Below are 26,797 nucleotides of genomic sequence, written 5' to 3'. Positions count from 1 at the left end.
GTTACTCCTTAGCTCCTTTGAGCTTCTTGATTTCAGCATTAGCATTTTTCAAGTCAGCCAAAACTTTTTCGTACTCCTCTTTTGACACCTTGTCAACAGATTCACCATATTTTAATTCACCGTCTTCGTAAACTTCAAAGCCACGACCAACAAAATCATTGATCGCTGACTCATCGATATCATAGACGCGAGCGCCTTTAATTGCTTTTAATACCATATGCTACACCATCCTTTCTTACGCTGTCGCGTTGATAAAGATACCAGCTGCTTTATTCTTGATCAAAAATGCATCCATGTAGAAGCGAGATTGGAGTAAATAGTTGTCAGCTGTACGTGAGTCATGCCCTGGCGTAAATACTTTGATGTAAGAGTATTTTTCACGAGCAACTTCACAAGATGGGTGGATTAAGATGAAGTTCATTTGTTTCGCTTCATCTGTTGCGACACAACCATTTGTAAAGTTGTATTGTGATTTCATGCGAGCTGATTGCACTTGTTTGATTTTAACGTCATCAAGGCTATAGATAGAGCGTTTGACATCGCCATTTGAACCATTCACTCCTAGCACACGTTGGATGTCTTTAGCCTGTTTGAAGAGTTTGTTGACAGCTGGAGTGACGTACAAAATGCGGCCTTCAGACGGAACACCTGCTTCGTCCATTTTTTCCATGGCGTCATCAAATTTTTGCAAGATATTTTCTGCAGTCAATGTTGTAGTGTCGATAGTGGCACCGTTAGCAGTATACTTACCTGCTTCTGTGTAGAGTTTTGAGAACACGTAGCAATCTTTTTCAGGAATACCTTGTTCAGTTTCCAGAGTGTTTTGGACATTGGCAATAGAGACGACAAGGTTTGTTTCATCAACATCCATAGGATCGATTGCAAATTCGATGTCGCGATCATGTTCGAGTTTCTTTGGTTCCCAATCGTTTGAAATTGTTCCAGAATTAAAACCGATAGTTTGACGATTGTGGTCTTTGTAACCAGATACTGTGATGTTCGGCAACTTGATTGTTTGAGCATTGATAAATTTCACTTGCGGATTTGAGTTAAACAAATCTACAGACGCAAGTTCTTTTGCATATTTCTGATGCAAAGCTTGTTCGAATTGTTCTGCGTAGTTATAAACTGTCATAATTTAATTCTCCTTTTTCTTAAAGACCAAACGCTGCAGCAATGGCATCAGTTTGGTTAGTTTGTTGTGTTTTACCGGTAGATCCGATTTGTTGAAACCCAGTTGATTCTTCTTTATTTGGCTTCAGTGCAGGAACGTCTTCCAAAACTTTTGCGACAATAGCTTTGAAATCTTCTGGTTTCGATTCAAGTGTGAGAGTTGATGTATCAGCCAATTTCATCACATAAGGTAGTACACCAACAGGCAATCCTTCCTCGATTGCTGCTAATTGTAGATTTCGCTCTAAATTAGCTTGCAATGCACTTGCTTGTGCCTGCGTTAACTGTTGCTGTAGTGATGCGACATCTGGTGTTGCATCAGCTTTCTGCGACTTAAAAGCAGTAATAGCTTGAGCCATTTCTTCGCCGCTCAATCCTTGCTGCTTAAAGTAATTTTTTAGCACGGTGTCTTCAGCAACTTTTTGCTTGCCTTCGACAATGCTAGCGATTTTGTCATAGTCAATCTCAGGAGTGCTAGCTGGTTGAGTTTGGCTTGATGTGTCTTGTCCACCTGCAGAGCCGGTTCCTGTATCTGCATTATGGAAAAATAGTTTGCGTTTGAACATAGCGTTCTCCTTTCAGTTTTAAGGGTGTCTCCCTATTTCAGTTATTGTCACTGGTGTCTCCACGTAGTTTTCAGTCTTCGGACAAAAAGAAAACCGTACGGGATTCCATACGGTTAGAGTATAAGAAAAACTGCGTCGAATTCGAGGCGGTTTATAGCAATTTACAGTAATTTATAGCAGTCTATTCCTGCCAGTCAAGATGTTGGATCACCTCCTAATCTTTAATAGCACGATTTGAAACCTTGGCGTAAACATCCACATAAGTCTCTTTCTTGTCGCCGTTATGCGTGATTTCTGCATAATTTCCACAAGGTTCGCTTGATGTAATTGCGTTCGTACTAACAAGAACTTTCCAGTTTTGCAGGGTCTTGCTAAACCAAACTACAAAGCAGTCTTCTGCTTTAATTTCACGACCTGATAAGCGCGAAAATTCTTGTGATGCCAATTGTTTTGCTTTTTCTAACATTTTTATTCCTCCGTTTTTTCGTATGTTTCTGCAAAAATATCAGGCTTGCATGGATAAAACTCACCTTGAACTCCTTTAATAATATAATCACCTTCGGTTGCAATCATCAATCCTTCAAGTGTTTCTATCTTTAAAACTGGATTATTCAAATCAGCATAATCTACACGAACTGGATCCAATCCTAACTCTGACAATTTCAAAATTGATTCTTCCGTATCTACGAACTGAACCGCCTCAATGACTACTGGTTTCTTTCTGTATTTCATTTTTTCAATCCTTTCTGAGTACAAAAAAAGCACCTTATCGGCGCTCTGTGATATTAACAATCGTAAAATACATACTTCTCACGTTGCAGTCTACGTCTTTTCTCATCTGAATCATAGCCGTACTCATCTGCAAAATAATCGTATTGATCTTTGATACATTTGTCTAGTTTCGCTTCAAAGATATCGCTCTCTTCTTGTGGTCCATAGATAGCCGCTACAGGAAAAATCGGGGCTACTAAACGATATCCAAAGATGTCGCTGAATGTATCTGCTTTTTCTGCTACACGTAGATAGCTTTCGATAATCCGCATGACTACCTCTCCTTTAGTTTATTTATAACATAATTATAACTCTCAGGAAAAGTTTTTTCAAGTATTTCTCTGCGTTCATCATCAAATTGTGCCTCAAACACATGCGCAAAAAACTCGCTCTCGATATTTCCTTTTTTCTCCCAGTAAACGAGCGAGTGCGAATACTTACCTTGTATTCTACCTTCACTCAACGCTCCCAATATATCAGATGCCGAAGAGGCTTTATCGTTGATATGGATTGCATCGAAAATAGTATCATCAGATAAATTGATAAAGTCTTTACGTAGAAGTTGCAGTATTTTTTTATCCTTTGTGAATTCCCAACCCAGCTTCTCATCTATTTGGTGACCAAATTCATGGAAATAACCAGTACCAGGTCCGCGAGGGTCATCTACATCCTTATACATGTTCAGGAAGAGTTTTCCAGATTCATATCTTACAACTCCTGTTTCTGCAATAGTTGCAATCGCCGACTGATCGGCTAATCTTGCAAACAATTCTTGTCCAAGCTCTGTACCTCCCTTGAATTTTTTTCGAGTCGCATCGATATACATGTGTCGTGTCTCTGCAGCAATCTTCTTCGAAGCTACGCCACTAGTATCTCTAGGCAATCTCTGACGATTGATGAATTTCTTGTAATCACTATCACTTTCGAGTGAAAGCTCTTGGTATAATTTGTATCCTTTTTCTGCTTCAAAGTATTTCAGATTTTCTTCTGCATTAGACTTAAGTTTAGACCATTCTTCCGCCCTTGATGTGTACTTCTGAACATTGTCTTCATCGAGACTGAACTGCGATAATCTGCTAAAGCGTTTCTCCTGTCGCTTAGCATGCTGAACTTTGTTGTCCAGTAACTGTCTTTCCTTGATGTCGTCCAATTCCTGATTTGTAAATATTTTCTCTGGCTCGCTACTGATCCCAGGGAAATAAGTTGTATGCTTATCTTTGCAGTTAGGGTGATACAAACCAGCTGCCATTGCAGAACTTAACAATGGATATGGACCATCATCCGCACTGCCTCCTGACCAGACATCATCAATCAATACTTTACCTTCAAAAGGCATACACAGAGGACATGCATTCGATCGCTTGTTTAAGATAACAGTATGAATCCCCCACTCCTGGCGCTTGACTCCCTCACCCATTAGGTAGGCTCTTTTGGTTGCTGTTCGAATGGCCATATCGGCGTACGATACGATATTGACCATGGCCCCGTTACTGTACTGGATGCATGTGATACCCCGACTTAGAAAATCCTTGGTGGCCATATCCACTGACTGCTCATAAGTCTTAGCTCCTGTGTTAGCTGCTACCTGAGCATCAAATATTGTGCGCCTGTACTGGTCGTCTGTATACCGCAATACAGCATGCTCTGCCGTCTTCATATCATGCTCGACCGAGTTAAGTAACGCATTCAACTTTCGTTCGTTGATAGCAAAAAATGAAGCCCCTAGATTATCTTTTCCACTGTTAAATTCAAAACCGTTCTTGATAGCTTCCAGGATAGACATTTCCTCATCATCCATGCCTTGCCTATAGGCTTCTTGTATAGCTGTGGAAATCTTGCTATTGATATTGGCAAACTCTTTGCTATATTTTTTGGCATTATCTCGCTTAAATCGTTCAAGCTCTTTCAATTGAGCGACCTGCCATTGTTCCCATTCAAAACCTTCAGCAGTTTCCTCTGCCTTATGCCTTCCTAGATTTCTAATCATGGAATCAAGCAGATCGTTTTCAATTCGCTCAAATGCTTTAGATACATCATAAGCCATTGCAGTACACCTTAAAACCTTGCGCTTTAAAACTTCTCAATTGTCGTTTCAAAGCTGTTTTACTAGGCATTTTGAGGTTGAGCATATCCAACTTGTTGTTCTTCTCAACAGCATAGATACCGAACTCTACATTATCGCTCGCTATCTGTAGAAGTCCCTGCGCTTCCTTCTGACTCATGTGATAGATCCTCTGTCCTATCGTCACCGTCTTCAGCATCTTCAGCCTCCTTCTCTATCTCAAAATCGTTAGCAACTTCATTCAATGATGGCACGTTGACTTCTGTCACACCTTGCTCCACTTTGATTCTTGCCACTTCCTGGTCTTTCCATTCCTGGTCTTTTGAGTCACCGTATAATTCCTCAACGCTCGCTTCAATCGACATGATACCACCTGTCTTAGCCTTAGAAACTGTCTCAACCTGTGATTCAAAACTAGGGTTAGCATACTCACCAAACGGCACGTCGACCTTGACTTTCTGTAGCGGGTTTTTCTTAAGCACACTATCAGCATTCAAAACCATACTAATTAACTTTGGCAGGTAATCTTGCAGAGCTGTCACAATAGCATTGCGAGTATAGAGAGTTGCCTTTTCTTTCTCACGTTGTGCCTCAGCATTATCTAGCTTCTTGACATCGATACCGAGTGTTGATGGGCTAATGATACCTTGTAAAGCTAAATCAAGCGCAGTCACGTATGTACTCAAATAACTTTCGTGCGGGATATTAGCTTGTTGCAATGTGATTGTGTTCTTTGCATCCTCGCCCATTGCTGTCTCAACCTTAATAAAGCGATGGTCAAAAGGATTGCCCTTACTAATTTCGCCTGTGTAGGGATCTCTGGGAAGTAAGTTCTCAGGAATATACTCTCGTGATCGTCCAGAACGAAGAGCATCCATCCACTGACTCCAAGACTCATCCAAGCTATCAAAGGCATCTGTCTTACGATCATAGATAGATTGACCACGGCCTTTTACTTTAGGTGACGTGTAAATCTTAAACGGCAAGCACAAGATAACAGATTTATCGAACTCCACATCGACAAGGTTAGCGGTGTACTCTGTCGCGCTCATATCTAGCTCAGTTTCGCCCCTGTAGAGCTTATAAGTTAATGAGCCATATCCGTAGATTTCCTCGAGCAAATAGCTCCGTCTGTGTTCTGTGAAGTGCGTGCGGAAAATAACTTCTTTCAATCTTCCACGGTTGTAGATGCTTTCAATTCTATCTCCACCAACCCATTCAACAATAGGCAATGCTGTAAGTTCCGGATCAAATGAAATACGAAAAGCACCATCACCCATCACAAGACTATCTTTAATCGCCTCCTGCAGTTGATCGTGGAAGTTGCTATCTTCAGCAATCTCTTCCCACAAATCTCCTTGCGTTTCCTCGGCAAAGTCTAAATCATTCATATCGTGCAGCGTGATATCTACCAACCTATCAACGATGAGACCAGGTATTCCTGTGTGAATCTTTCTAATTTCTTGCCCAGGAGTACTTGTCGCTCCCCAAAAGTTGATGTTGCTATGTGGTAATTGCTTGTAGAGCTGGTCCAGTTCGTATGAGTCACCGCGATACCAAATTTGGTTCTTTGCTGCATTATCTTCAAACGTCATTGCCTCTGTAATTGTGATGACATTTGGCTGTGCCTGTTCCAGTTTGAGAAAGCTTCTCATACTCCTTCTGATCATATCCATTATTCCCACTTTATTTTTCCTTTCTTCCGATTATCTTCCTGTATGGCAACCATGCATACTGATTCGCATTGATTGTATGATCGTTTGCATCTTCTGGCTCATCTTTTCCTTCTTTCCACGCATACGTGTTTAGCTCTTTGATATGATTCGTACAATGACTTAACACATAGTAGCAACCTTGAGCTAACCAACCAATTTGGAAGTTGATCCGGTCAATAATCTTAGTTTTCTTATAAGCATTGTTAAAGATATACAGACAGCCGTATTGTCGCTTGTATTTGTTTAATTCTGTAATTGTTGCTTGGTCCGCACTATCAACAAATACATCACGCGCCAGCCCCCATTCACCACGGTTGCGCTCTAGGAAATTGATAAACTTGACCACCGTATCAGATGGTGCAATCGGTACATCAAGCTCAGCGTTGTTATAGACTTCCTCATCCAGCGTGTATAACTTTCCGTCATCTGATATCCCTTGGAAAATCATTGCAATTGTATCCGGACTACTTGCTGAGTAAGCTGTATCTAGTCCAGCTGTGAACCGCTGGAACGTGACCGTATTCTTTACAAAAGACTTACTCAACACATGTCTTTTACTATCAAAGTTAACGAAGACAATTCCTGTTGCTCGGCCACGTAGGCCAAGTATTTTATTTTTGTAGAGCTTAGTCCCAACTGGTGCAGCATCCTTTTTCTTCTGGATGGCTTCTGGTGTTAGTGATAGGTTGTCATTAAACGTAAAAAACCAGTAACGCCATTTAGGGTTAGCTGGTTCTGATAGGTCTCGCATAATTTCTTCCGGCACATCGCCTGCGTACTTTTTATACGGCCGTGCCTTGTTAATAAATTCTTTGTAGACCGGTAAATCAGGATTATCCGGATTGAGCGTTGCCATCAAATAATCATTACGTGTGGACAACTCACGAACAAACTCAATGTCAGCCGTGTTGACCTCATCAATATAGACACATCCATACTGTCCACCAAGAACCAGCTTCCATTTTTCCTTGTTGTCATATCCCAGTACATAAATAATTTTCCCCTCAAACTTGATGTGAGGAATCTTCGAATCTTTATCACCATTACCACAGTAGACGGCTGTTTTATGGATGTCTAAAATTCCGTTATCCTGATTGATGATATTCTTTTCAGCTACACCAACTGTCTTTGCTGCAATGATGTGAAACTTCTTCGAACTTTTGCTGACCGCTCGCATAAACTTGACACCAACACCAACCGTTGTTTTTCCAGCTGCCGTTGTACCTTCCAAAAAGTCAGCATCAACATTATTAAAGCTGTTGCAAAAGTCGATGTACTTTTGAGATAAAGGGAAGCTATTCGTCAAGTCCATCACCGCCCAACTGACTGACGATATCGTCAAACTTCTTAGTCTCGGTAACCGTTGCATTGATGTCTACTTTATCAGTCCACATTTGATGTCGTTTCCCTAGTAACTCCAAAGCTTTGTTCCTATCGCTGTTCTTTGTTGGATATTCGACAAGTTGAGGGATTTCATTGTAGACTTTTACAGACTTACCAGTCACGGGATCAGTCATCAACTCAGCTACTTTTGTCGTGACCACAATTGTCTCTTTTGCCTGACCTGATGCAATCTCTGACAACATCACAAGAATTTGTTTTTGAGTCAGGATTTTTTCATCCTGAATCTCATCCATTCTTTTTTTGATATATTCAGAAATGTCAACTTTTGTCAACAATCTTTGTCCTTGACTTCTAGCAGTCTTTTCACTATACCCTGCCTTAATAGCTGCATCTGTTGCATTCCCGCTGATGATGTACTCATCTGCGAATCGTCTTTGTCTTTCATTCAATTTTCCATCACCACCTTTTTAATAATTAAAAAAAGCCACTCGATGAGTGACTTAATGCAAGGCGACTACTACCTTGCGTGTTAATTAGAAATCAATTTGAAGTTTTCCTTTTTTTATTTTTTGTAGTCATTTAAAACCTCTGAGGGAATCAAACCCTCTAGCTTATAACTTACCTAGGATATAAGTAGCTACGCAATCATGCAAGGTCTAGTCGCTCCGCAACCATTTGTAAGTTAATGGGTGATATATTGACGCTCACCCCTTAATTCTTGATACTACCATTTTAACAGATTTTTAGAACCGCGCCGTCCCAAATAGTCCCATTTTGAACTTATGACATCAGATAACTTCTTCTAGGGCTAAAATTGCCTCATTCTTTAATCTGTAATAGGTTGTACGGCTCATTTTCAAGTCATAACAAATACTATCAGCTGTACCTTTATTGATATAAGTCATTCTCAGGATTGTTCTGTGCTTAGGATTTGTCAGCTTGTTAATCATCCGCCCTAATTCCATTTTACGATTGATAACAACATTAGTGTCCTTCTCGATTTCATCCTTCATCGTGATCAACTGAGCATATACATCATCAATCTTTCTTGTCTGCCCACCTTTTACTTTAGCTTCGGCCCACTTTGGACTTGAGAGCAGGCCAGCCTCAAGTTCGTTGATTTCGTCAATACGACTTTGGATATCCATGTCAAGGTTCTGCAATTCGCTTAAAAGCTCTTTAGCCTTCACTCTCTATCTCCTTTTATGATATAATAATAGTGTGTTAATTATAGCTGAGGCAGAGAGTGTCTTGGCTTTTTTTAATGCCATTATCATCTATGTTCTACAATGGTTTTTCCTCAATTGTGCCTGCTCGTTCTCTATCTCCTCAATAAGCCATTCAAGGTTCTTACGTGCCTTTTTCAAATCCTCAAGACCGTTTTTCTTCTGAAATCGCAGTTGATACTTCAAGGCATTTCCGAGATAAAAACCCTTTAATTGTTCTGGTGTCATGAAGTTTCTTAAAGCATCGATAGACTCCATACCGTATCTACCTTGATAGTGGCTTGGTTTATTTACGTTATCAATTATTTCTGGGTTCATTTGATAGCCTCCAAAAGTTCTGGATTCTCGTAGATGTTGCCGATGATTTCGAGGATATCAGCAATCTCTTTAGCATCCTCTTCAAATTCTTCTAAAACTGCACTATCTGCAATAAATTCAACCTTGCCTTTTTGTTCTACGTAAAAGCCTAGCGTGTTATGTCTCTTCATACACATAACATCTTTACCATTTGTAATAATATCCCCCTCAAAGATTTCCTTGTTATTTCTGTCAAAAAGACCTGTTGATTGCATGATGACTAGATTGTCAACGAAAACATAATCTGGACTAACAAAGACAGAGGATTGATCAACTACTACAACTTGTCCGCTTTCTGTTATTGCGAAAGTATCTTTAAATATCTCTTTATTTGTGGTATCCCACGCTCTAAATTTTGGTACCATACCAAATCCTCCTTTTCATCTTCTAAAGTAATTTTATTTGTTTTTCATAGTCATTGAGTCTCTGTTGAGCAAGGTTGAAGATGTCTTTGTCAAGCTCACAACCAACATATTCAAAACCTAACTCCTGACAAGCAATCAAGCTACTTGCTGAACCGACATGAGTATCAAGAATCTTATCTCCGGCTTTTGCGTAGTTTTGCAGCAACCAGAAATAAAGATTGATGGGTTTTTGGGTTGGATGAATTCTAACCTCATTCAAAGCCTTGTTTCCTTGCTGGATATGACCTTCGGATATTGACTTTCCTTGCATCATGCCATTCCACATATAGCGAAATAGTCGCGTGCTATCATGCAAACTGCAGTATGCTAGCTCGCAATCTGAGAAACTTGACTGGCCATTAACTTTATCCCAAACGATACGGCCAGAACCAAAAGAATAGTTGAAGTAGTTCACACCCCAAATGATTTGATTTTTTGAAACTCTAAATAACTCATCAAAATAATCTCTATTTGGAATTTTCCACTCTGATGTTTTACCATAAAGTCTATTGACACCAATCGGACTGATTTTGTTCCCATAAAATTTTCTTTGTTCTGGACCAGAAAAATATGGTGGATCTACAATAGCTAAATCAAAATAGTTATCAGGATATCTTTTCATGACATCCATACAATCTTCGTTGAGAAATAATTTCAAGTTCTCACCTCATCCATCTTAACTTTATACATTCGATTCCCTCGATACTTGCTTTCTAGCTGAGCCTTGCATTTGGTAGCATCACCCACTTTCTTAAAGAAGTGAGTTTCGTCTACCATGTTGTCAAAAAATAATGTTACTGTGTATGACATTTCTTCTCCTATACTTATTAAAAAATATTTTTATTTCGTGAATACTTTTTACACGGTTACAGGTTACATCACTTTTCAAAAAACATATTTTATAAAAAACAAGAATGCTGTTATATCAACGTTTATAGCACTTGCTATTTTTACTTATTAAATATTTTATATAAATGATGTAACCTTACTAATATACACCCTAAAACATCAGTAGTATCAACGGTTTAGGAGGGTTACATCACTTTTTTTAAAATTTTATCAAAAACAGCACTCAAACCATTGATATAACTGACTTTTCTTGCGGTTACATCAATGATGTAACCTGATGTAACCGAAGCACGATTTTTGATCATTTTTTGCCTAAAAGGTTACATCATTTTCACTAAGGTTACATCACTTCTGTTTGTATATTTTTTCTAAAATATGCACGTAGTGTCTTCCCTTTAACCTTCTTTATTTTGTATTCCCAATCCTGATTATTGTCCATAATCAACTTGATCTTCCTAGCAATCTTTTCACCTCTCGCGCTATCGATATCAAAGACATTCTTTAATATCTGTTTGGCAGACACACTCGATTGAAGCTTCACACCTTCATATATCAGGCCGGACTCATTGCGATAGCTACCGTCATTAAAGTAGCACCAGGTGTATTGATATTGCTGAGAAACTGAAAAGTCTTCCCACTCTTCTGGAACAAGCATTTCAAGATAATCATAGACCTGTGATTCTGCCTCATCTTTATAAGTGAATCGCTCCTTATAGACCGCAAGCTCATTTTCGAACTCATCATCAAAGGTAAGCATAAATCCTTTTTTGTAGATAGCCACTGCTTCACCCCAAAGCTGGAGCACATCATTCTCTGTCATATCAAAAGGTTTTACAAACTGCTGGCCTGCATCCACCAGAACAGGCAGAAAGCGCCGCTCACCAGTTTTGTCACCCAGGTATTCGATTTTATTACTAGTTCTAGCAATAACAAAGTTTTTCGGAAATTTCTCAGATCTGCGACCATAGGACCGACGGAAGGAAAGTTCCGTCTTGGTCACAAAAGCCTTGAGTTCGTCAAAAGTAGTCTTTCTGGAAGCGACCATCTCGTCGTCATTGACGATCAGCGATTTCAGCATAATCTCATAGTTATCTTTGTCCATAAAATCCTTAGCTGAATCTGTATACCAATCGACGGCTATTTTTTGCAAGAAAGTGGTCTTACCAGCACCTTGGCCACCGACAAGATCCAGTGTGTAGTCAAATTTAACCCATGGATTAAAAACCTTAGAGACTGCCCCAACAAAGAACATTACAGCTATTCTCTGGACATAGATACTGTCCTCAGCACCCAACCAAGTTTGAAATACCTGGGCAAGTCGTTCTTTATGATCCCATGACTCATAAGCATTTTCCATATATTCTTTAACCGGATTGTAGGTCTTTTCTGCAAAAAATGCTTCAATACCATCCCTTAATGCTCCAGCCTTGAAAACTGTCTTGAAGTGATTCTCCAAATATACGCTTAGGTAGGATTCAAAGGCTGAAGGTAGCTGACCCTTTCTCAACTGGATAGCATCCAGTTTGACATCCTCCACGATTTCGTGTTCACCAGTAAATTCATTGTGCCTGAGAAAGTCGTTTAGCTTGTTATCGCTCTTCATTGCAAGCAAAACATTTCTGGGACTGTCAGCCACAATAGATTCAATCTCAATCTGTTCACCTTCTTCGTTTAAGATTTTTTTCTTTCTGCGCGAAAATTGCTTGATTGAAATATTCGTAACATCACCTATTATGGCCACCCCCCCTCATGTGTTTCTTGATCATCGATTCGACAGTCCTACTTAATTCTTTGTGACTAAGAGGCTCTACCGAATTGTTATTGGCTGTTTCTGCTAGTTGCAGTATACAGTTCGGTTCTACTGATCTGCTCAAGAGCCCCCCTACAAATTTTGCAAGAGTGTCATTTCTGCTACCTTCATCACCAAACCCTAGGACAACCATTTCAAATAATTCGGTTGTCCTGTTTCGTTTACCAGCACCTTTGCTGATTTGATAGTAGATATTATCCAGATCGCTACCAGAGTTCTTTTTGTTGTATTCCTTCTTGATGGCCATTACAAGAGATCGACTAGCCGTGACCATAGTGCCACCCTCTTTAGATTTTTCTAAGTCCCAGGCATATTCTCCTTTTGGGGTCTTAGATGGAGCAACTAAAACATAGTTGTTTGGATGCGCCTTGATATCGACTCCAGGTAGAAAGCCTATCATTTGAGTCATATTTACATCTGGATGCTTAAAGTAAAAGATATGTTTGCCACCACTTGCAGTTCTTGCCTGCAGCGTTGGAGTTATCAAGTTCAGATGTTCCCAATTGGCCAAGCTCTCGTATCCGTTATGCTTACCGTGTAAGTCAATATCGATTACGAAGAATTTATCAGTCCGAACAGCAATGTTGCTATCCGGATACTGACTCCAAAAATCCTCAATTTCTTGCGCAGTCATAGCTGGTTTATCAGCAAATTTGATCATCGGTTGCTTATTCGAAGGACTAATAGGAATAACCGAAAATCCTTTTTTTTGATAAGCCAAGGCATGTTCTTTCATTCCCATTTAGTAACTCCTTAGAATGGTAAATCGTCGTCTTGAATATCCATCGGATTGTCATTCCCAAATGTATCATTCGAACTTTGTTGATTACGACTTTCCAACATTTGGAAATTCTCAGCCACGACCTCTGTCACGTAGACACGTTGTCCTTGCTGGTTATCGTAACTACGAGTCTGAATACGGCCTGTCACCCCGATAAGTGAGCCTTTTTTAGCCCAGTTTGCAAGATTTTCGGCTTGTTGGCGCCACATAACGCAGTTGATAAAGTCAGCCTCGCGTTCGCCATTTTGACTCTTGAATGTACGGTTTACTGCAAGAGTAAAAGTCGCAACTGCTACATTTTGCGGTGTATAGCGGAGTTCAGCATCACGGGTCATGCGCCCTACAAGTACAGCATTGTTAATCATTATTTTATTACCTCCAAAATTCTACTGAACGTACTCTCATGAAATGAGTATAATCCAGGGTTATTTCTCTTCAAAGGCTTGATAATTTTAGTAACAATTTCTTTTAAGGACATATCTGAAATTTCAAGCCAAAAGAAATCGTTCTTAGTGTAGTTGTAAACACAATCAATTTCTCCGTGCTTATAACATACACCCCAAATCTCACCTTGATGCTGATAAACTAGGATCTTATCATAATAAGCAATCTGTAATTCAATCGGACGTTTGCGCCCCAGTTCCGTATATCCCATTACTCAATGCCTCTCGCTTTCTTCGCATCTGCGATAATCTTCTGAGCTTCCTTCAATCGATCAGCTGGAATGCTTTCAGGTTTATCAACACCCATTTTATCGATGAACCATTTTCCAATTGTTGCAGCAGGACTCCCTGTAGCTTCAGCCATATTTTTGAGTTCTGTCCGAATAGCTTTAGCCTGTGCTCCCGTAATAGTTTTGGCTCCGTTACTTTTAGCTGGAGCATTGGCCGGTTGCTCTTGCTGGCTATTTGGTTTTTGAGCTGGTTTTTGCGACGTACGGCCTGCTTGGCTATTCTGATTATGATATTCATCCGTATCAGGATCCTTATTGTCATCGATCATAAAAAGTCCGTTTAGGGCGTATTTTCGGGCGTAGCTGGATGCAGCACCTGTAACTTGACTACCATCCATCCCTTTTTTGCTATCATCTTCTCTAGCATAGGCTGTAGTCCCAATAGTTTCACCAACCGCATAAAGAGTCGCAGTTGCTTCAACATAGTACCTGTCACCGATTTGTACAATTCCATCTTGTAAAACCAATACCGCATCATGTTCCTTCAGTATTGGCTTCAGCGCTTCTAAGATGTCCTCTGCGCTTCGATAGCTGTACTTCCCAAAACTGTTATACTGTCCTTTGGGAGCAACTAAACTCTGCTGGATGCTCTGTAAAGTGACAAAGATTGGGGATTGTTGTTTTGTTACCATACAGTTCCCCTTTATAAACTTCTCAATAGATCAAACAAATCAGGCTTAGTATTTTGACGCTCGATTTTTTGAACATCGCCACCATTTGGATAAGTAAGTTCAAATGTAGCCTTAACCCGAATAATCTCCAATCCGTGTACTTTGGCCAATGATTTTACCGCTGTTTTCTGTTCGAGATAAGAATTGTATGGCATTGTAAGAGCACCTCGAATATCGTCTACAAAACTGGCCTTGGTAGCTAATGAAGAACGATTGTTCTTGAGTTCATTTAAAAAGTGCCCGCTTTGTTTGTCACGCATTACAATATAATCACTTGAAAGTTTCATTTTGATTCTCCTTAAATTTGATAATCTTCTGGGTATTTTGGAGCAAGAGGTCTGTAATTAGAATCTGCTTTCTTTCCACATTTCTCGCATTCCATATTTGGGACCACGTTATTATGAAAGTTTGCGTCATCATATCCGCTATTAGTTTTCATGAAGCCACAATGTTCACATTCATATTCTGCTGTGAAATCTCTTCGGTATTGACTGATATTTTTTTTAATTCGCATTTGTTTCTCCTTAAAAATAAAATTCAATGACACGCACATCATGTTGTTGACGGCTGCCTGTTACTCGCCATAAAAGTTGGCGATAATCGTCATAATCTCCATCAGATGGATTAACGGGGTCTAAGACCACAATAGTTTTAAATTTATGCTGAAGGCCATCAACTCCTACACCCAAAACCTGGCTTGTAGCAACCACATTTGTCTGTTCAAGAGAGTCCTTCTTGTCTCCAGTCCAAATACCAATTTCCGGGTGCCGCTCTCTGATGACCTCTACAATCTGCTTGGATTTGCTAACTATCAACATTTCTGTCCTACTTGCTAGTAGAAGATCCAATTGAAGTAGCATTGGAGTATCTGCATTGACAGCCTTCAACTTCGGAAAGTCAACCTCAAATCCTGTCTGGATTAAATATCGTTCAAAAGTCTTTCGACCAAATGTTTGTTTGGCCATGGCGTACTTACCATCTTTTCCAACAATATTCAATTTCCTAAATTGTTCCAATTCGTTCGGGTTAGCTGTTAGACACCAGATAGGTTCAAAGACAACCTCAAATCCGTTGTTTTCTTCGGCTTCCTCAATAGTTTCTACTTCTTCCCAGCGGAAGAAGTTGGGCAGATTACTTACATAGCTTTCATAATCTCGGAAGTCATCCCACTCTTGCTTAGAATAGCTGAACTTGGAATACTTCATCTTGCCGTGAGCTAGTTGCCAGTTTTCCCTTTGATTAGGATCAGCCATTCCAAAAAATGTTTTTTCAAGCGGATAGAAGTTTTGCCCCTTCTTCCTGATCGGGGTTGCAGATAGTCCAACTGTATAGCCACGTTTGACCTTGCGATAGGCCTTCACGTTGGAATCGCTAGACATATTCTGCCACTCGTCAATAATGAACACATCGCACTCAATAGACTCACCGCTTGCAAGTCTGTTCTGCAATCTGCGGTCCGTCATGGTTTCTAATTCAAAATCAGTATTATAGCCTAAATTTTGATAGGTACTACTCCAGCCATCCAGAATGGCCAACCGATTATTGATAACCAGGACCTTTTTTGCTCCTTTGTGCTTTGCTATTTCAAAAGCACAGATGGTCTTACCACGCCCCCCGTATGCCTCAAGGAAAATCCCAGGGCAATTACGGTCGCTTCGTTTAACTGCTTCAGCTTGCCATTTGCGTAATTCGATTGCCAATGTCTACAATCACCTCCTCGATGTCATTACGTTGGGCATAGAAGAGCCCGAGCCTTGCTGCGGCCCTCACATCGTTGTGATGACTCTTGTCAAAGGTCCACAGCCCTAAAGCTTTTAATAAGTCGTTGGGTATATCTGTCTGATAGCCAGCATTTCGCTGGAGAACAGAGCCAGGAAAAAGAATTTGAAGCAAGGCGATATTCTCAAGAACCGAATTATCCTTTGATTTATCATTGTCACGCGCTTCGAACTTTTCAATGACTACGATATCAGGTTTTAAAAATCGGCCCACTTCTTCAAACCACTTGCGCGTACTCTCGATTTTGGCTGATGGTACAACCCAATGATCAACTAACTTTGCATTATCCAATAGTACGATCCCATGCGTACTTTTTGCCGCTTTGGCACTACCTGGATCAATAGCTAAAATTTTCATCAGACACCAACTTTCTCAGTCAGCACTCCTGGATAAAGGGCCGTGTTAAACCAATTTTGTTTGTTAACTTTTGCAAAGGCAAATAGCGCCTTAATTTCTTTTGCTTGTTTTTCGAATCTCCGAATATCTTCCTCGGATTCAAAAATAGGTTTTTCCTTGTATTTAGCGACTGTGACCAGTTTGTACTCCGGAGTAAATACCGGTTTTTCATTTCCCTGATCAAGATTTGTTTCATCCACCTTCACAAAACGAATCGCAACATCAAATAGAAATCCTTCAGTAACAAGTACTTCAATTGATTCCGGTCCAATCACAACTGCTAGTGAATCTGTTACTCGTGTTTTATTCATCAATTCCATTACTTAATCCTCAAACTTCTACTTTCTTGCAAGGTAGCACCCTTGACTTTCTTACCTGCATTCAGCAATTCCTTGATAGCATTTTTGTCAGGTTTTTTTGTAATTACAAAATATTTCTTAGGCAGCTGATCCTCATCAACAACTACTGAAGGTTGATTTTTTGCCAAATAAACGGTAAAAAGTAACCCCTTAACCTTGTCATGTCCGGTAATTTCAAAAGCTCCTTGTAAGCCAGTTTTAAGCCGCGTGATGTCATTTTCAATTGACTTGCATCGTGCAGTCAGACGATCAATCTCTTCTTTGAGCTGTTTCTTATCAGCTTCTTTATTTTTGATAACCTTGACCGTATTTTCGACTTTCTCCTCGAACTGATCAGTCCAATCAATCGAATCCAAGGTATCAGCTTTTGTTTCTTCGTCTAGCCCTTCCATGTCATTAATTTGTTTAAAAATCCCTGTTAGTTCGTATAAACTAGCCATTTTTTTCTACCTCTCTAATTTTGTTTGTAAGTTTTGTTAGTCCAATACCAGATTTAGTCAAATCAGCGTTGGACGTAAATAGATGATTTTGATTCATTCTAGCAATTTCGTTTTTAGATAAACATGCCAGGTTTGAAATATCATAGTTTGTTTTGTCACCATCCAGGAAAACGATTGAGTGCCCTTTTGGTATCGGACCAAAATTGTCCTGCCAGACCTTGCGATGCTTCAAAACCCATTGATTAGGTTCTCCAATTTTCTCTTTTGGGTACCCATCTGTTGTGTAGTTGATAGTTCCGACAGGAACATAATTCGGAGGTCTATTACCCTTTTTGAACTGCCCACTGTTTTTTGGCATATTGGGATACTTCTTCCCCTTATTGTGAGGGGTTTGACCTTTCTCGAATCTTCCCGTCAACCCACTATGTAGATTATTATTTCTTCGATAACTCTTGATCTGTTTCTCAGTCAGTGATAATCCGAATTTTCGGTTCATTTCATTTGCGACATCACGAGAAATCTTATTTTTTTGAATTGACACAAGATAATCATGTTGCTCCCTCGTCAGCAATCGACCTTGATAGATTTTCCCAACTGGTAATCCAAGGCGTTTGCGTACGCCGCCTATTTGAGTCTTGGTATAGCTTGTCCCAAATTTCTCATTTAGTAACCTGGTTACTTCGGGAGTTAATCGACCATGGCAAATTTCATGCATGTACTCCGTGTACTCATCCTTCCAGCAAAGCGATCGGGGCATTGACTTCACCTACCTTGTCTTTGAATTTTTCAGCATCTAGCGCCAACTGGCCAGCTTGTAGGATTTGACCCGAGATTGCGACCATCTGTTTTGATCGTTGAAGCTCGGTCTTTAATTCATCAGCAGTAAGATCCCTATCATCCAATGTTTCTAGTTGGGCAAAGAGAGTATTAGTTAAATCTGTCAATTTATTTCGGACCATTTCAAACTCCTTCTTCTACACCTTTTTGCAAGTCCTTCCGGAGGTTGCACATCATAAGTAAATTGCTTATCTGATTTCTCCAGGTTCATACGTGCAACATTGTTAGCTATTTGCTGACGCTCTTTTTGCTTCATTTCAGCGTGGTCATCCAGCGTATTTACTAGCGACCATAGACCGATTCCTACGATTGTTATCAGGTAAATGTATTCCATCATTTTACATTCTCCTTTTCCTTGTAGATTGCTACGATTTTTTCAAGATCAGCAATACGCTGATTGGCATTTTGAAGTTTTTCTTGTGTTTCAATCAGTGATTGATTTAGGTCCAGAGCGACCACTCTCCAGTCCAGATTGGTTTCTTCGACCTCTTCCGAAAAGTAGTTTTTAATTCTTGTTAGTAGGTTCATCCGACTGACCTCATTTTCTTGCTTTTCACCATTTCTTTTTTCCAATCTCGACTGCCTCTGTATTGCAGGTAGGCATCAAAACCTTTAATCGTGACAAGTTGGCCATCATTCCTAAGATGATTCTGTTGGCTAGGTAGCTTCTTCATCTCGCGTCTCATGTCTCCCGCTTGTCGCTTTGAGCATCCAAAGATGTGTTCTAATTCTTCATCATTAGCAGAGACTTTTTCAATGATCACATCTTTAATTCTTACAATTTCAACTGCTTCCATTTTTGCTCCTTTCGTGATATAATTCAGTTAGTTATTTTGATATGCGCCTGACTTCTGTTAGGTGCTTTTTTGTGCTACTCAATCCCATAATCTTCAATAACCTGAAGAATGAAACTGTTCGCTCGTGGACCTTTTGTCGTCCCACTTAGAATGTTTGTTACTTCCTGTCGCTTAAAGCCGTAAGCAACCGCTAGAGTTGTCTTTTTAATGCCTTTCTCTTTTAAGAAAGCATTAACCTTTTCACGACCGTTTGCGATATCTGGCATATGCGTTCCTCCTTTTTACACTTTATGTAAATAAGAAACAACTAAATTTTTAACTATTTTTCTGCATTACACTTGACAACTCACACCAAATTGGCTAAAATGAAAGCATAATAAAAACAATGATAAATCTATAAATACCGTTCGCCAAAACATTTTTATAATTTATTTTCTTAGTTGTTTTTTTAGTTATTTCTTACTTACAAAAAACATTTTACACCATTTGGGATAATTAGTCAATCTTTTTACACCAAATTTGTTAAATTTTTTTGTAATGTCTTAGAAAGGTTGATTTAACAATGTTTGAGACATTTGAAAAAATTAAAGAATTAGCAAAAAAGCGTGGAAAAGCTCTTGGGCAAGTCGAAGAAGACTTGGGTTATGGCAGAAATACACTGTATAAGATAAAAAACTCTACGCCAAATGCTGAGCGTATCGCAGAAATTGCTAACTACTTCAACGTATCCACCGATTATTTACTCGGACGGACAGATAATCCTGCTATTGCAAAGGATGACAAGGAAAATGCATATCTTGGTCCAGCTGAGACTGAACTTGTCGCAGCGTTCAGAAATCAGACCCAGAACATGACCGAGGAAGAAAAGGTTCGTTTTAATAAGGCGATTGAAAGCTTGATGGTAACTGCTAAAACCCTGATGGACGATGACAGTAAGTGGAGGTAATTATGGCTAGAGAAATTATTTCCCGTAGACAGTACATCCAACACTGGGATTACGCCGTCCCGGTGATCGAAGCAGTTTCTCGACAGAATAATATTCCACTTGAACAAGTTACTTTTCAGCACATTATCCGTTACTTTGAACAGACTTACAACCTTCATTTTATCTTCTTTGAAAAGGACCCGTTTCCTATGCTTCCTTCAGCCGGTCTACTTGGGTCTGAATACATTAGATATCGAGGGCTTGTCAATCATCCAGATGTTACCTACTTGGATGATATCATCTGTAAACACAATGACGGCTTTACCATTTATAGCAAAGAAAAAGAAAAGTACCTTGTTTATATCAATCAAACACATATCAAAAGACGGGTTATCTTTACCATTTTGCATGAATTAGCCCATATTGCAGCCCATTTTAGCACGGGCCGTTCTGATGAGGTCGCCCTCGCTTGCGCTAACAACTATCAGAGCAATCCGCTAGAAATAGAGGCTAACACCATGGCCTCTCTCTTTTACATCAATAATGAGCGCATGGTCTGGCACCTCAAAAACAAGCACTCATACGAGCAAATTAAACAAGCAAATACAATCAGCGATAACGCCCTTTTTAATCGATTAGTTGATTTTGTTCATTATCGGATATTGAGCTATGATGAATATTTGTTGGACGATCAACAGCAACGACGAGTAGCTATTGACCTCGTTACAAAATACAAACAAGGGAACAATATCTTACAACAATATTATGATATTGACGTGTAATGTTAAAAGCAGATGTGATAGCTGGTGCATTGTGGCAAGGTATTGAGAAAAATAAAAAACCATAACCTCGTCGGCTATGGATAAGAAAAAAAGAGTATAAAGGATTTTAAATAGTTATTATTTTGGAGGTTATTATGAAATTTTGTCCTGAATGTGGCAATCCAGTAGAGGGTTACAAGTTCTGTCCAAATTGCGGTTATTCTATCGCTAACCAAGAACCGACCGAACAACCTCAGCCGGTCAATAAACCGGCTTCTCCATCTCCTGCTCCACGAAGCAGAAAAACGGACAAAGTCGGACCACTTGAGATTGATAGATATAATCGTACCTATCGTATTCATGGAGCTCAAAAAGCAAAAGGTTCTTCTGGATTGGTCGGAGGAGCAATTAAAGGCTCGGTAAAAGCAGGGCTTGCAATGGGAACGATGGGATTGTCTTTGATACCGTCCTTGATCAAGAAAGATAAGAATGACACAGATTGGTATTCGTTCGAGGATTTAGTATCGTACGAATTGATTATCAATAATCAAACTGTTGTTTCTGGAGGAGTTGGTCAAGCATTGATTGCAGGCGCTATGTTTGGTGCGATTGGCGCTGTCGCAGGCGGTATTGTTGCGAAAAGAAAATCAACTTCTAAAATTTTAAACATGACAGTCCGTGTAACCTCAAATGACTTCACTAAACCAGTCGTATTTATTGACTTGATTAGAAAGTCAGTAAAGAACACTTCGAAAGAATACAAAGAAGCCGTCGAGAACGCTCAGCGAATCATGGGAGCATTGGACGTTATCGTTCATAATTCGTAAGTAAAAAACCCCCACACTCGCAAAGTTTGGCGACTCTGAGTGTGAGGAACTTACGTATAAGAAACAACCATTCAAAAGGTCGTTTTCTTATACCCATTTTAACAAAAAAGTGAGGTAAACGCAATGTGGATGGAAGAACTTCCCAACGGAAAATACAAATTTTTTGAGCGGTATAAAGATCCATATACTGAGAAATTAAAAAAAGTTTCAGTGACCATGGAGAAGAAAACTCCCCAGGCAAGAAATCAAGCTGCTATCTTGCTGCAGGAAAAGATAAAACAAAAGTTAGGAGAAAAACAACATTTTGTTTCTGATATAACTTTTGAAAAACTATATGAGGAATTCGAGGAGAATTGGAAACACGGTGTTAAAAATTCAACAGTCTATGCTTCAAAAAATGTAAAAAAAGAGATTTTAAAGCAGATAGAGGGCGACTACCTAGTTAGAAATATTGATAGACGTTTATTACAAAAAGTAATAGATCAACTATTACAAGACGGGAGATCTCATAACTATGTTTCTAAAATCAAGTTCAAGCTCAATCAGATAATGAAATTCGCTATCAGAATGAATTATATTGATACAAATGAAATGCTATTTGTTGAAACGCCTAGAAAAGTAATTACATCCGACGAACTCAGGAAGAAAAACACAAAATACTTAGACCAAAAAGAGTTTAAGTTATTCATCCAAAATTTAAAAGACGAGGCCCTATGTGATTATCGAATTACAAAGTATATCCGAATAGCTAAAGTTCTTTTTCTTACTGGCATGAGGTATGGAGAACTGGCAGCCTTAAACTACAAGGAGGATATAGATTTTTCTAAAAAGACTATTCACATCAAGCATACATACGATTTCAGACAAAAAGAGAGAACTACACCAAAGACAATCAAGTCCGATAGGGTTATAACAGCACCTCAAAAAGTGTTAGATATTATCAAAAAGCAAATAATAGAGAATGCGACAAATGGATTTGATACAGATTTTATTTTCATCAATACTCTAGGAGAACCAATAACAAATGCCAGGGTTATTTGTGCATTGAAAAGACATGGTCAAAAAATCGGCATAGAAAAAAATATAACTACACATACATTTAGACATTCTCACATATCCCTACTTGCTGAGCTAGGCATTCCTTTGACTGCCATCATGGATAGAGTAGGACATAGCGACTCAAAGACCACACTAGAGATTTATTCCCATGTCACTCAAAAAATGGTATCAGACATATCTAGTAAGTTAGAAAAGATAAAACTATAAATTATGCCCCTCGCCTGCCCCTTTTTATCATATAAGACAAACAAAAACCCTTTAAAGTGTTGATATTAAAGGGTTTTTAAATTGTACGAAAAAAGAGCACACAATTCACACTCGCTTAGGGCTGCTGGATTCCTCCCCTGACCCGCTTCACGCAGAACTGTTGCTCCACTATTTATTATACCACATTCCACTCTGTTTTGAAAGAGAAATTATTTTTTCCGTCGATTTCGGAAAAAGTCCTGCATAATCGCTGCACACTCACTCTCCAAAACTCCCGTTTCAACCTCTACACGATGATTGAGACGCTCATCTGTCAAAATATCGTACAAGCTCCCAGCTGCACCAAATTTCTGGTTTTTAGCCCCATAGACTACGTTTGGAATACGGGCAAGTCCAATCGCCCCACTACACATAACACATGGCTCAATAGTCACAAAAAGGGTACAATCCAGCAGACGCCAACTTTCTTCACTCACGTTCGCATTCTCTATGGCCATGATTTCTGCATGCATAACCGCCCGTTGCAACTCCTCGCGCGCATTATGCCCCCTACCAATGATTTCTCCATCCTTGACAATCACACAGCCAATTGGAATTTCATCGTGTTCTAGAGCAATTTCTGCCTCTTTCAAGGCTTCTCTCATGAAGCTTTCTTTTTCTTCAATTGTATAATTCATCAATTTTTCCTTTTCCTACTTGTCGATTCTATTATTATATCATGATTCCCAAGACAAAAAAAGCCACCCAATGGGGTGACTTAATAGGGAGATTATTATGAAAAAGAAAAGTTTAGGATATTTGTTACAACAAGTTAGGAGGTCTTCTTGTAACTGTCTATAGTATACCCTACCTGTCTTAAACTAATCTTAAAAATTTCTTATGACCAAACACTTTCTAAAATATTGGTTTGTTCACGACCAGGACCTACTGAGAATGTTGAGATGCGAACACCAACCAACTCACTTACACGACGAACATAGTTGCGTGCATTTTCAGGAAGGTCTTCTAAATTACGGACTCCAGTGATGTCTTCTGACCAACCTGGCAATTCCTCATAGATAGGCTTGCAACGTTTCAACTGCTCAAGGCTAGCTGGATAGTAGTCGATACGTTGTCCATCAAGATCATAGGCCACACAGATTTTCACTGTATCCAAACCACTCAAAACATCAACAGAGTTCAATGAAAGATTGGTAATACCAGATACACGACGACTATGGCGCATCACAACTGAGTCAAACCAACCCACACGACGTGGACGGCCAGTTGTTGTACCGTATTCATGACCTACTTCACGGATACGCTCTCCCACTTCATCAAACAATTCAGTTGGGAAAGGTCCGTCCCCTACACGACTCGTATAGGCTTTACAAACACCTACAACCTTGTCAATCTTACTTGGACCAACACCAGAACCGATTGTCACACCACCAGCGACAGGGTTTGACGAAGTAACAAATGGATAAGTACCTTGGTCAATATCCAACATAACACCTTGCGCACCTTCAAAAAGCACACGTTTACCATTATCAAGCGCATCATTTAAGATAACGGATGTATCTGTCACATACCGCTTGATTTGTTGGCCGTATTCATAGTACTCTTCAAAAATATCATCAATTGAAATAGGAGTATTGTCATACAATTTTTCAAACAGACGATTCTTTTCCGCAAGATTGCGTTCCAAGCGTTCACGGAAAATATCCTTATCCAAAAGATCAGCAATACGAATCCCAACACGAGCAGCTTTATCCATATAGGCTGGACCAATACCCTTGATAGTTGTCCCAATTTTATTATCGCCCTTAGCTTCTTCTTGTAGACGGTCTAATTCAATATGATATGGCAAAATGACATGCGCACGATCCGAAATACGCAAGTTATCAGTTGTCACACCTTCCTCATGAAGATAGCTCAACTCTTTTACTAGAGATTTAGGGTTTACAACCATCCCGTTCCCAATGACAGAAATCTTTTCAGGGAAGAAAATCCCAGATGGAATCAAGTGTAACTTAAATTTCTTGCCATCAATCACAATCGTGTGACCAGCATTATCACCACCTTGATAACGAGCAATCACTTCTGCATTAGCTGAAAGAAAATCTGTAATTTTCCCTTTACCTTCATCACCCCACTGGGTACCAACAACAACAACTGAAGTCATAGTAAAACTTTGTCTGAGCCGTGTGGCTCTTCCTTTCTCATATACATGGCAGGAGTCTCACCTGCAATTATATCTTACAATTTATTATAAGAAAAAAACACTATTTTATCAAGAAGAAACACTGGAAAAGATTTGGAATTTCTGTGAATTATAAAAATCAAAACCTTATATTTTAAATAAAATCTTTAAATTCACAAATTCAATACTGCTTATTGTTCGTGATAAATGATATATATGATCTTCACTAGTTTAAGAAAGATCCTTCTTTAAGGAATTTATCAAGATACAAGCGATATGCCGTCTGAAAATGATATAAATAAAAGTCCTTAACATTTGTAATTCTAAATCTTATCAAGTAATAAAGTAAAAAACGAAGATGAAGTGATTCCCATTCAGCACAACTCTGACCTAAAGAAGCATATTCTTGTTCAACAAGTTTCAAAAAGACAAATGCTCGATCATAAAATTTTTGAAGCATATAAAATATCCCTTTCTTATTATTAACACTAGTCTACCAAAAATATGGACTAAAATAGCTTCAAATCCTATAAAAGTAGAATTTAAAGCTAAACGAACTAAAAATAAAATATAGAGGCATTTATAGATGCAAAAATTAAGTTTTGAATTTTGAGAAGTTTACTTCATTTATAAAATCATAACCTAAATTGTCAAATTAAGCTAGACTTTTCGAGTAACTCAGAAAAACTTGGTAGGGTGATTGATATAGTAAAATGAACCAAAAATAGTACACAATGTGGTATAATATTATTATGGCATATTCAATAGATTTTCGTGAAAAAGTTCTCTGCTATTGTGAGCGAACAGGTAGTATAACAGAAGTATCACACGTTTTCCAAATCTCACGTAATACCATTTATGGCTGGTTAAAGCTGAAAGAGAAAACAGGAGAGCTTAAGCATCAAGTAAAAGGAACAAAACCAAGAAAGGTTGATAGAGATAGACTTAAAAACTATCTTACTGACAATCCAGACGCTTATTTGACTGAAATAGCTTCTGAATTTGGCTGTCATCCAACTACCATCCACTATGCTCTCAAAGCTATGGGCTACACTCGAAAAAAAAGAACCACACCTACTATGAACAAGGCACAGAAAAAGTAGCTTTATTTCTTAAAAGTTTTAATAGTTTAAAGCACTTAGCACCTGTTTATATTGACGAAACAGGATTCAATACTTATTTTTATCGAGAATATGGCCGCTCATTGAAAGGTCAGTTAATAAGAGGTAAAGTATCTGGAAGAAGATATCCTATCTGGATAAACTCCCTTAATGACATCAAGACTCCAATTTTGATCCAAATGAGTTTGAATAAAGTCTTTTTCTGTCTAGCTGAATTTTACAAATTGGGTTTTTAAATATCCCATAAAACTTGCAACGCTAATTCTAGGTAGAATACTTACTAACATATGTATGTGGTCTGGCATTAAGTGACCCTCGATAATTTCAACTCCTTTATAACTACACAAGCGATGAAATATTTCGCCTAAACTACTTCGATATTGATTATAGATAACTTTTCGTCTATACTTAGGGATGAACACAATGTGATAGAACAGTGCCACTTTGTGTGCGATAAACTATGAGCCTTTTGTGCCATATTTTCTCCTTTCGCTTTACAATTGGCTTGAACACCTTTATTGTATCGCGTTTGGAGTTTTCTTGGTATAACTTTCGACGCGCACCCGCATAGCGGGTGGTTTTTTTGTCTTGCACCTATCGGAGCGAGACGGACTAATAGTTAGTCACATAAGAAAAGAACACCAC

Annotated in this window: 39 protein-coding genes, 1 other RNA gene and 2 pseudogenes; 5 read left to right on the top strand and 37 right to left on the bottom strand. The window is 39.0% G+C overall.

Annotated elements, in window-relative coordinates:
• Nucleotide 1 precedes the first annotated feature (1 nt).
• The 32 genes from FGK98_RS00305 to FGK98_RS00150 form a co-directional block, all read right to left on the bottom strand.
• The gene (locus tag FGK98_RS00305) at nucleotides 2–217 is read right to left on the bottom strand and encodes a hypothetical protein (RefSeq protein ID WP_138099581.1); all 216 of its coding nucleotides are present in this window, start codon (nucleotides 215–217) and stop codon (nucleotides 2–4) included.
• A gap of 18 nt (nucleotides 218–235) precedes the next feature.
• Nucleotides 236–1,135 carry a hypothetical protein gene (locus FGK98_RS00300; protein ID WP_007518769.1) on the bottom strand — a complete coding sequence of 300 codons (900 nt, stop codon included), beginning with the start codon at nucleotides 1,133–1,135 and terminating at the stop codon, nucleotides 236–238.
• 19 nt (nucleotides 1,136–1,154) lie between these two features.
• Entirely contained in the window at nucleotides 1,155–1,739 is a 585-nt protein-coding gene (locus FGK98_RS00295; RefSeq protein ID WP_084911563.1) for a hypothetical protein, read from the bottom strand.
• Between the two features lie 214 nt (nucleotides 1,740–1,953).
• Entirely contained in the window at nucleotides 1,954–2,205 is a 252-nt protein-coding gene (locus tag FGK98_RS00290) for a DUF6275 family protein (protein WP_084911565.1), read from the bottom strand.
• Nucleotides 2,206–2,207: 2 nt separating this feature from the next.
• The gene (locus tag FGK98_RS00285; RefSeq protein ID WP_084911568.1) at nucleotides 2,208–2,471 is read right to left on the bottom strand and encodes a hypothetical protein; all 264 of its coding nucleotides are present in this window, start codon (nucleotides 2,469–2,471) and stop codon (nucleotides 2,208–2,210) included.
• Nucleotides 2,472–2,524: 53 nt separating this feature from the next.
• Nucleotides 2,525–2,782 (bottom strand): peptidase, encoded by a 258-nt coding sequence (locus tag FGK98_RS00280; protein ID WP_084911570.1) that lies wholly within the window; start codon nucleotides 2,780–2,782, stop codon nucleotides 2,525–2,527.
• Between the two features lie 2 nt (nucleotides 2,783–2,784).
• Entirely contained in the window at nucleotides 2,785–4,554 is a 1,770-nt protein-coding gene (locus FGK98_RS00275) for a phage minor capsid protein (protein WP_084911572.1), read from the bottom strand.
• A gap of 131 nt (nucleotides 4,555–4,685) precedes the next feature.
• Nucleotides 4,686–6,227 carry a capsid protein gene (locus FGK98_RS00265; RefSeq protein ID WP_241993315.1) on the bottom strand — a complete coding sequence of 514 codons (1,542 nt, stop codon included), beginning with the start codon at nucleotides 6,225–6,227 and terminating at the stop codon, nucleotides 4,686–4,688.
• A gap of 31 nt (nucleotides 6,228–6,258) precedes the next feature.
• Nucleotides 6,259–7,599 (bottom strand): terminase, encoded by a 1,341-nt coding sequence (locus FGK98_RS00260; protein ID WP_084911575.1) that lies wholly within the window; start codon nucleotides 7,597–7,599, stop codon nucleotides 6,259–6,261.
• Nucleotides 7,583–8,080 carry a terminase small subunit gene (locus tag FGK98_RS00255; RefSeq protein ID WP_084911577.1) on the bottom strand — a complete coding sequence of 166 codons (498 nt, stop codon included), beginning with the start codon at nucleotides 8,078–8,080 and terminating at the stop codon, nucleotides 7,583–7,585. Before FGK98_RS00255 ends, FGK98_RS00260 begins: the two co-directional genes overlap by 17 nt.
• Before the next feature lie 339 nt (nucleotides 8,081–8,419).
• Entirely contained in the window at nucleotides 8,420–8,779 is a 360-nt protein-coding gene (locus tag FGK98_RS00250) for a DUF1492 domain-containing protein (protein WP_049479278.1), read from the bottom strand.
• A 129-nt stretch (nucleotides 8,780–8,908) separates the two neighbouring features.
• The gene (locus FGK98_RS00245) at nucleotides 8,909–9,175 is read right to left on the bottom strand and encodes a DUF3310 domain-containing protein (protein ID WP_049493552.1); all 267 of its coding nucleotides are present in this window, start codon (nucleotides 9,173–9,175) and stop codon (nucleotides 8,909–8,911) included.
• Nucleotides 9,172–9,579, bottom strand: a complete 408-nt coding sequence (locus tag FGK98_RS00240; RefSeq protein WP_084911578.1) for a YopX family protein — start codon at nucleotides 9,577–9,579, stop codon at nucleotides 9,172–9,174. Before FGK98_RS00240 ends, FGK98_RS00245 begins: the two co-directional genes overlap by 4 nt.
• 22 nt (nucleotides 9,580–9,601) lie before the next feature.
• Entirely contained in the window at nucleotides 9,602–10,276 is a 675-nt protein-coding gene (locus FGK98_RS00235; protein WP_049493549.1) for a DNA methyltransferase, read from the bottom strand.
• Nucleotides 10,273–10,428: a DUF7204 family protein gene (locus FGK98_RS09880; protein ID WP_171011090.1), complete on the bottom strand. Its 156-nt coding sequence runs from the start codon at nucleotides 10,426–10,428 to the stop codon at nucleotides 10,273–10,275. The genes FGK98_RS00235 and FGK98_RS09880 overlap by 4 nt, the downstream gene beginning before the upstream one ends.
• Before the next feature lie 379 nt (nucleotides 10,429–10,807).
• Nucleotides 10,808–12,208, bottom strand: a complete 1,401-nt coding sequence (locus tag FGK98_RS00230) for a virulence-associated E family protein (protein WP_132974055.1) — start codon at nucleotides 12,206–12,208, stop codon at nucleotides 10,808–10,810.
• Complete coding sequence (locus tag FGK98_RS00225; protein WP_138099579.1) at nucleotides 12,192–13,019, bottom strand: bifunctional DNA primase/polymerase; 828 nt, start codon at nucleotides 13,017–13,019, stop codon at nucleotides 12,192–12,194. The genes FGK98_RS00230 and FGK98_RS00225 overlap by 17 nt, the downstream gene beginning before the upstream one ends.
• A gap of 11 nt (nucleotides 13,020–13,030) precedes the next feature.
• Nucleotides 13,031–13,423 carry a single-stranded DNA-binding protein gene (gene ssb, locus FGK98_RS00220; protein WP_007518739.1) on the bottom strand — a complete coding sequence of 131 codons (393 nt, stop codon included), beginning with the start codon at nucleotides 13,421–13,423 and terminating at the stop codon, nucleotides 13,031–13,033.
• Entirely contained in the window at nucleotides 13,423–13,713 is a 291-nt protein-coding gene (locus tag FGK98_RS00215; protein WP_138099578.1) for a hypothetical protein, read from the bottom strand. Before FGK98_RS00215 ends, ssb begins: the two co-directional genes overlap by 1 nt.
• Complete coding sequence (locus FGK98_RS00210) at nucleotides 13,713–14,423, bottom strand: ERF family protein (RefSeq protein WP_132974049.1); 711 nt, start codon at nucleotides 14,421–14,423, stop codon at nucleotides 13,713–13,715. The genes FGK98_RS00215 and FGK98_RS00210 overlap by 1 nt, the downstream gene beginning before the upstream one ends.
• An 11-nt stretch (nucleotides 14,424–14,434) precedes the next feature.
• Nucleotides 14,435–14,749: a hypothetical protein gene (locus FGK98_RS00205; protein WP_084911785.1), complete on the bottom strand. Its 315-nt coding sequence runs from the start codon at nucleotides 14,747–14,749 to the stop codon at nucleotides 14,435–14,437.
• 11 nt (nucleotides 14,750–14,760) lie between these two features.
• Nucleotides 14,761–14,976, bottom strand: a complete 216-nt coding sequence (locus tag FGK98_RS00200) for a hypothetical protein (RefSeq protein ID WP_138099577.1) — start codon at nucleotides 14,974–14,976, stop codon at nucleotides 14,761–14,763.
• 10 nt (nucleotides 14,977–14,986) lie between these two features.
• The gene (locus FGK98_RS00195) at nucleotides 14,987–16,162 is read right to left on the bottom strand and encodes a DEAD/DEAH box helicase family protein (RefSeq protein WP_084911788.1); all 1,176 of its coding nucleotides are present in this window, start codon (nucleotides 16,160–16,162) and stop codon (nucleotides 14,987–14,989) included.
• Entirely contained in the window at nucleotides 16,131–16,598 is a 468-nt protein-coding gene (locus FGK98_RS00190; RefSeq protein ID WP_138099576.1) for a hypothetical protein, read from the bottom strand. The genes FGK98_RS00195 and FGK98_RS00190 overlap by 32 nt, the downstream gene beginning before the upstream one ends.
• Nucleotides 16,598–16,957, bottom strand: coding sequence for a hypothetical protein (locus FGK98_RS00185; RefSeq protein ID WP_007518727.1), 360 nt, complete (start codon nucleotides 16,955–16,957; stop codon nucleotides 16,598–16,600). The genes FGK98_RS00190 and FGK98_RS00185 overlap by 1 nt, the downstream gene beginning before the upstream one ends.
• On the bottom strand, nucleotides 16,957–17,436 hold the full coding sequence (locus tag FGK98_RS00180) for a siphovirus Gp157 family protein (RefSeq protein ID WP_138099575.1): 480 nt from the start codon (nucleotides 17,434–17,436) through the stop codon (nucleotides 16,957–16,959). The genes FGK98_RS00185 and FGK98_RS00180 overlap by 1 nt, the downstream gene beginning before the upstream one ends.
• Nucleotides 17,429–18,151: an HNH endonuclease signature motif containing protein gene (locus FGK98_RS00175; protein WP_138099574.1), complete on the bottom strand. Its 723-nt coding sequence runs from the start codon at nucleotides 18,149–18,151 to the stop codon at nucleotides 17,429–17,431. Before FGK98_RS00175 ends, FGK98_RS00180 begins: the two co-directional genes overlap by 8 nt.
• Before the next feature lie 13 nt (nucleotides 18,152–18,164).
• Complete coding sequence (locus tag FGK98_RS00170; RefSeq protein ID WP_000252079.1) at nucleotides 18,165–18,395, bottom strand: hypothetical protein; 231 nt, start codon at nucleotides 18,393–18,395, stop codon at nucleotides 18,165–18,167.
• Entirely contained in the window at nucleotides 18,377–18,610 is a 234-nt protein-coding gene (locus FGK98_RS00165; protein ID WP_138099573.1) for a hypothetical protein, read from the bottom strand. The genes FGK98_RS00170 and FGK98_RS00165 overlap by 19 nt, the downstream gene beginning before the upstream one ends.
• Nucleotides 18,607–18,801: a hypothetical protein gene (locus FGK98_RS00160; protein WP_049479656.1), complete on the bottom strand. Its 195-nt coding sequence runs from the start codon at nucleotides 18,799–18,801 to the stop codon at nucleotides 18,607–18,609. Before FGK98_RS00160 ends, FGK98_RS00165 begins: the two co-directional genes overlap by 4 nt.
• Entirely contained in the window at nucleotides 18,798–19,070 is a 273-nt protein-coding gene (locus tag FGK98_RS00155) for a hypothetical protein (RefSeq protein ID WP_049479657.1), read from the bottom strand. The genes FGK98_RS00160 and FGK98_RS00155 overlap by 4 nt, the downstream gene beginning before the upstream one ends.
• Before the next feature lie 74 nt (nucleotides 19,071–19,144).
• Nucleotides 19,145–19,336, bottom strand: a complete 192-nt coding sequence (locus FGK98_RS00150; protein ID WP_001112858.1) for a DNA-binding protein — start codon at nucleotides 19,334–19,336, stop codon at nucleotides 19,145–19,147.
• A gap of 296 nt (nucleotides 19,337–19,632) precedes the next feature.
• On the opposite strand from FGK98_RS00150, the gene FGK98_RS00145 reads away from it, so the two are divergent.
• From FGK98_RS00145 to FGK98_RS00130, 4 genes are all read left to right on the top strand, one after another.
• A complete protein-coding gene (locus FGK98_RS00145) occupies nucleotides 19,633–20,016 on the top strand; it encodes a helix-turn-helix domain-containing protein (RefSeq protein ID WP_049479658.1) in 384 nt (127 codons plus the stop codon).
• Between the two features lie 2 nt (nucleotides 20,017–20,018).
• Entirely contained in the window at nucleotides 20,019–20,777 is a 759-nt protein-coding gene (locus FGK98_RS00140) for an ImmA/IrrE family metallo-endopeptidase (protein WP_049493523.1), read from the top strand.
• 134 nt (nucleotides 20,778–20,911) lie between these two features.
• Nucleotides 20,912–21,583: a zinc ribbon domain-containing protein gene (locus FGK98_RS00135; protein ID WP_084912048.1), complete on the top strand. Its 672-nt coding sequence runs from the start codon at nucleotides 20,912–20,914 to the stop codon at nucleotides 21,581–21,583.
• 123 nt (nucleotides 21,584–21,706) lie between these two features.
• Nucleotides 21,707–22,849, top strand: a complete 1,143-nt coding sequence (locus FGK98_RS00130; protein ID WP_084912050.1) for a tyrosine-type recombinase/integrase — start codon at nucleotides 21,707–21,709, stop codon at nucleotides 22,847–22,849.
• 82 nt (nucleotides 22,850–22,931) lie between these two features.
• On the opposite strand, the gene ffs is transcribed toward FGK98_RS00130, so the two are convergent.
• From ffs to comW, 4 genes are all read right to left on the bottom strand, one after another.
• Nucleotides 22,932–23,026: signal recognition particle sRNA small type (gene ffs, locus FGK98_RS00125), an RNA gene on the bottom strand.
• A 32-nt stretch (nucleotides 23,027–23,058) separates the two neighbouring features.
• A complete protein-coding gene (gene tadA / locus FGK98_RS00120) occupies nucleotides 23,059–23,526 on the bottom strand; it encodes a tRNA adenosine(34) deaminase TadA (protein ID WP_138099572.1) in 468 nt (155 codons plus the stop codon).
• Nucleotides 23,527–23,726: 200 nt separating this feature from the next.
• A complete protein-coding gene (locus FGK98_RS00115; RefSeq protein WP_138099571.1) occupies nucleotides 23,727–25,013 on the bottom strand; it encodes an adenylosuccinate synthase in 1,287 nt (428 codons plus the stop codon).
• 244 nt (nucleotides 25,014–25,257) lie between these two features.
• Entirely contained in the window at nucleotides 25,258–25,491 is a 234-nt protein-coding gene (gene comW / locus FGK98_RS10015; RefSeq protein WP_138099570.1) for a sigma(X)-activator ComW, read from the bottom strand.
• A gap of 292 nt (nucleotides 25,492–25,783) precedes the next feature.
• Here comW and FGK98_RS00105 point away from each other — a divergent pair.
• Nucleotides 25,784–26,280, top strand: a pseudogene (locus FGK98_RS00105) (IS630 transposase-related protein); the annotation flags it as partial.
• A 102-nt stretch (nucleotides 26,281–26,382) separates the two neighbouring features.
• On the opposite strand, the pseudogene tnpA reads toward FGK98_RS00105, so the two are convergent.
• Nucleotides 26,383–26,630 (bottom strand): annotated as a pseudogene (gene tnpA, locus FGK98_RS00100) (IS200/IS605 family transposase); the annotation flags it as partial.
• Between the last annotated feature and the right edge of the window lie 167 nt (nucleotides 26,631–26,797).

Source organism: Streptococcus australis, assembly GCF_901543175.1.
Classification (GTDB): Bacteria; Bacillota; Bacilli; order Lactobacillales; family Streptococcaceae; genus Streptococcus; species Streptococcus australis_A.
Note: the sequence above shows the minus strand (reverse complement) of the source record. Positions and strands in the feature narration are given on the sequence as shown.